The following is a 5,330-nucleotide window of genomic DNA, read 5'->3' as shown; positions in this document are numbered from 1 at the left end:
GTCTTCCATGTGGCGAGGATGGCGATGATGACGTCTATGCCGCGTTCGAGGCAGAGGCCCACGATGGTTTCTGGGCCGGCTCCGAGGGCTTGCAGGTGGTGGGCGAGTTGGTTGGCGCGGGTTTCCAACTCGGTGTAGGTGAGGGAGGCCTGGTCATGAACGACGGCTTCCGCGTCGGGGCGGGCGAGAGCCTGCGCGGTGATCAGCTCGTGAACTGCGCTCCTGCTGGGAAGTTCGGCAGTGGTGGCGTTCCAGTCGGTGATCAGCTGGTGTTCGGCCGGGGTGAGGATGGCCAGTTCGGACAGGTGCTGGTCGGGGTTTTCGGTGATGGCGGTGAGGAGTTCGGTGAGGTGGCCGATCATGCGGTGGATGGTGGCCGGGTCGAAGAGTGTGGTGCTGTATTGGATGGAGCCGATGAGGGCGCCGTCGTGGTTGTGGCCTAGGAGAAGGCTTAGGTCGAACAGGACTTGTTCGGCTGATTCGCTGTCGTCGGGGTGTTCTTGGCTGGTGGTGGTGTAGTCGAAGAGGGTTTGCACCAGCGGGGTGTTGGAGCGGTCTCGGTCCACGGCCAGGTCGTCGATGAGCTGCTCGAAGGGCAGGTCTTGATGGGTGTAGGCGGCCAGTGCGGTGGCGCGGATCTGGGCCAGTAGATCGGTGAAGGTCAGGTCGCCGCTCAAGTCGGCACGGAGCGCCAGGGTGTTGACGAAGAAGCCGATGAGGTTCTCGGTCTCGGCGTGGTTGCGGTTGGCGACCGGCGCGCCGATGATCAGGTCGTCCTGTCCGCTGTACTTGTTCAGCAGGACGGCGTAGGCGGCCAGCAACGTCATGAACATGGTGCTGGTGTTGCGACGGGAGATCTCCCGCAGCCGTCGCGTAACCTCGGCGTCGAGCTCGAAGGTGATCGCGGCGCCGTCCGTGGAGCGCACTGCCGGACGTGGCCGGTCGGTGGGCAGATCGAGGACGGGCGGGTTCGCCAGTCGGGAGCGCCAGTAGCCGAGCTGTTCCTCCAGCATCGGCCCGGTGAGCCAGTCGCGCTGCCACACCGCGAAGTCCGCGTACTGCACGGTCGGAGGCGGCAGCGGGTTCGGCCGGCCGGCTCGGAATGCTTCGTACAGTGCCGTCAGCTCGTTGTGGAAGATCTTGGCTGACCAGTCGTCGGCGACGATGTGGTGGAGGCACAGGGCGAGGATGTGCTCATCGTTGGCCAGGCGAAGGAGGCTGCCGCGGATGAGCGGGCCGGTGGCCAGGTTGAACGGGGCCGCCGCTTCGGCGGCGATCAGCGCTTGGGCGCGATCTGCCTGCCCAGCCAAGTCCACCAGGGGCAGGTCGAATCCGGTTGGGGGATCGATGATCTGCCAGGGCACTCCGTCGGCGTCGGCCACCAGCCGGGTACGGAGAACTTCGTGCCGCTCGATGATGGCGTTCAAGGCTGACCGAAGAGCTGCTGTGTCCAGATGCCCATTCAGCGAGATGGGGAAGGGGATGTTGTATTCGACCGATCCCGGTTCGAGCTGGTTGAGGAACCAGAGTCGTTGCTGGGCGAAGGACAGCGGCAGCTTTTGGTCGCGCGGCACGGCGGCGATGGGCGGTGCCTGCTCGCCGGTCGTCCCGGTGTCGATGAGGGTGGCCAGGTCGGTGATGGTGGGGTGGTCGAACAGGTCGGCCACGCTGAGATCCGTGCCGAAGGTGGCGCGGGTGCGGGTGACGGCCTGGGTGGCCAGGAGTGAGTGTCCGCCGAGGTCGAAGAAGTTGTCGGTGGTGCCGATCTGGCCGATGTCGAGGAGGTCGGCCCAGATTCCGGCCAGTAGCTCCTCCGTCATGGTGGCGGGCGGCTGGTAGACGTCAGCGAGGCCGGGGCGATTGGTGTCAGGGGCGGGGAGCGCCGCGCGGTCGATCTTTCCGTTCGGGGTGAGGGGGAAGCTGGCGAGTTCGACGAAGACGGCGGGGATCATGTGGTCGGGCAGGCTGGTTCGCAGGTGGTCGCGTAGTTCGTTGACCGGCGGGAGTGGCTGCTGGTCTGTCAGGAGGTAGGCGACGAGGCGCTGCTGGTGGGCGATGACGTGTGCGGCGGCGATGGCCGGATGGCTGGTCAGCGTGTGTTGGATCTCGGCGGGTTCGATGCGGAAGCCGCGCAGTTTGATCTGCTGGTCGGTGCGGCCGAGGAAGTCGAGTTGCCCGTCCGCCCGCCACCGTACGAGGTCGCCGGTGCGATAGAGCCGCGATCCGTCAGGGCCGGCGACGAAGCGTTCGGCGGTGAGAGCAGGGCGGCGGTGATAGCCGCGGCTGATGCCCGCGCCGCCGATGTAGAGCTCGCCGGGGACGCCGACCGGGACGGGCTGAAGGTGTGGGTCCAGGACGTGGGTGTGGGTGTTGGTGATGGGGGTTCCGATGGCGATGCCGTGGCTGTGGGTCACGGCGGTGGAGTCGATGGCGGTTTCGGTGGCGCCCATCGTGGCGGTGGCGCAGATGGTGGCTTCGGTGGGGCCGTAGGCGTTGATGTGGCGGTGGTGGGTGGCCCAGATTTTGGCCATGTGGGGCGGGCAGGGTTCGCCGCCGGTGATGAGGGTGCGCAGGTGAGGCAGCGTGGTGGTGTCGAGGTGCTGCAGGAGGGTGGGGGTGGCTTGGGTGATGGTGACGTGTTGCGTGTGCATGAGGTGGTGCAGGTCGGGGGTGGATTGGCGGGCGGTGGTGTCGGCGATGATCAGGTGGGCGCCGGTGGTGAGGGTGGTGAAGATTTCGCTGGCTGCGACGTCGAAGCTGAAGGAGGTCAGCTGCAGGGCGGTGTCGTCAGGGGTGACGTCGAAGGCGGTGATCTGGGCGTCGATGATGGCGGCCAGGTTGCGGTGGCTGACGACCGTGCTCTTGGCCTGACCGGTCGACCCCGACGTATAGATCAGGTACGCGGCCTGGTGCGGATGAATCACCGTGCCTGGGCTGTCGGACGGGGCGGCGTCGATGGCCGGGTCGTCGAGATCGACTGTCGGGATGCCAGGGATGGCGGTGTGCCCGATGAGGAGCCTGGCTCCGCTGTCGGTGAGCATGTAGGCGAGTCGGCCGGCCGGGTAGTCGGGGTCGAGGGGCAGGTAAGTGGCGCCGGCTTTCCAGACGGCGAGCATGGCGATGATCATGTCGGGGCCGCGGTCCAGGCTCAGGGCGATCACGCTCTCGGGCTGGACGCCCAGGGTGAGCAGGTGGTGGGCGAGCTGGTTGGCACGCGTCTCCAGCTGGCCGTAGGTCAGGGCGGTGTCGTTGCAGGTCACCGCCACGCGGTCGGGGTGGGCGGCGGCGCGGGTGCTGATCTGCGCGGGGATCAGCTGGTCCGGAAGAGGACGGTGGGTGTTGTTCCAGCCGGTGATCTGCTCATGTTCGCCGGGCGTGAGGAGCTGCAGCCCGGACAGATGCTGGGCGGGGTCTGCGGTGATCGCGGTCAGGAGATGCTGGAGATGGCCGACGAGGCGTTCGATGGTGGAATCGTCGAACAAAGCGGTGCTGTACTCGATCACGCCCTGGAGGACATCGCCGTTCTGGTTGAAGGCCACCATGAGGTCGCACTTGGCCTGAAGGTCCTCGAGATCAGGCGTCCAGTCGTCCTCGTCTGTTCCAGGCTCAGTGATGACGTAATTGAAGAAGCTCTGGACCAGGGGGGTTCGGGAGCGGTCGCGGGTGATGTTGAGCTCGTCGATGAGCTGCTCGAAGGGCAGGTCCTGGTGAGCGTAGGCGGCCAGGGCCGTGCCTCGGATGTGGGTCAGGAGGTCGGTGAATGTCGGGTCGGCTCGCAGATCCGTGCGCAGGGCGAGGGTGTTGACGAAGAAGCCGATGAGTTGTTCGGTTTCGGCGTGGTTGCGGTTGGCGACGGGCGTACCGACGATCAGGTCATCTTGGCCGGTGTACTTGTGCAGCAGGACCGTGTAGGCGGCCAGCAGCGTCATGAACATCGTGGCGCCGTGGCGACGGGAGATCTCCTGCAGTCGCCGCGCGACTTCGGTGTCGAGCTGGAAGGTGATGGCGGCGCCGTCGGTGGAGCGCACGGCTGGGCGCGGCCGGTCGGTCGGCAGTTCCAGGATCGGGGGATTGGCGAGCTGGGTGCGCCAGTAGCTGAGCTGCTTGTCCAGTAATGGTCCGGTGAGCCGGTCGCGTTGCCACTTCGCGAAGTCCGCGTACTGGACGGTCAGCGGAGGCAGGGGGTTTGGCCGGCCCGCTCGGTAGCTGGTGTAGAGCGCTTTGAGCTCTTGCTGGAAGATCTTGGCCGACCACTCGTCGAACACGATGTGGTGCATGCACAGCGCGAGAATGTGCCGGTCCTTCGCCAGGCGGAGCAGGCTGCCGCGGATGAGCGGGCCGGTGGCCAGGTCGAACGGGGTGGTCGCGTCGGCGGTCACCCACGCGCGAGCCGCTTGAGCGGGATCGTCTTCCGCCGTCAGATCGATCAGAGGCAGGGTGAACGCAGAGGGTGGGTCGATCATCTGCCACGGCACCCCGTTGGCATCGGCCACGAGCCGGGTGCGCAAGACCTCATGCCGCTCGATGAGCGTGTTCACAGCCGCTCGCAGCGCGACCACGTCCAGTTCCCCGCTGAGCGGGATGGGGGAGGGGACGTTGTATTCGACCGAGGCGGGGTCGAGCTGTGCGAGGAACCAGAGTCGCTGCTGCGCGAAGGACAGCGGCAGTGCCTGGCCGCGTGGGATATGCGCGATGGGCGGTGGAGTGGCTCCGGCTGTTCCGGCGTCGATGGCGGCGGCGAGCTCGCTGATGGTGGGGTGGTCGAAGAGTTCGGCGAGGGTGATGTCGGTGTTGAAGGTGGTGCGGGTGCGGGTGATGGCTTGGGTGGCGAGGAGTGAGTGTCCGCCGAGGTCGAAGAAGTTGTCGGTGGTGCCGATCTGGTCGAGGTGGAGGAGGTCGGTCCAGATGGTGGTGAGGAGTTCTTCGGTGGGGGTGGTGGGTGGTTGGTAGGTGCTGTTTAGTTCGGGTCGGTTGCCGTCGGGGGTGGGGAGTGCGGTGCGGTCGATCTTGCCGTTGGGGGTGAGGGGGAACGTGGTCAGCTCGATGAAGATGGCGGGGATCATGTGGTCCGGCAGGGTCTGGAGCAGGTATTGCCGCAGTTCTCCGGTGGTCGGGATGCCGATTGTCGAGTCTGTGGGCACGAGGTAGGCGATGAGGCGCTGCTGGTGGGCGATGACGTGTGCGGCGGCGACGGCCGGATGGTTGGTCAGCGCGTGTTGGATTTCGGTGGGTTCGATGCGGTAGCCGCGGAGTTTGATTTGGTGGTCGTTTCGGCCGAGGAAGTGGATGTGGCTGTTGGGGTTCCAGTGGGCTTGGTCGCCGGTGCGGTA

General features: G+C 66.4%; 1 protein-coding gene. It reads right to left on the bottom strand.

The window, feature by feature from the left end:
• On the bottom strand, positions 1 to 5,330 hold a 5,330-nt coding region (locus KME78_RS63465; protein WP_219539924.1), incomplete at both ends, for a non-ribosomal peptide synthetase.

The sequence above is a fragment of the Nonomuraea guangzhouensis genome (assembly GCF_019396345.1).
GTDB lineage: Bacteria > Actinomycetota > Actinomycetes > Streptosporangiales > Streptosporangiaceae > Nonomuraea > Nonomuraea guangzhouensis.
Note: the sequence above shows the minus strand (reverse complement) of the source record. Positions and strands in the feature narration are given on the sequence as shown.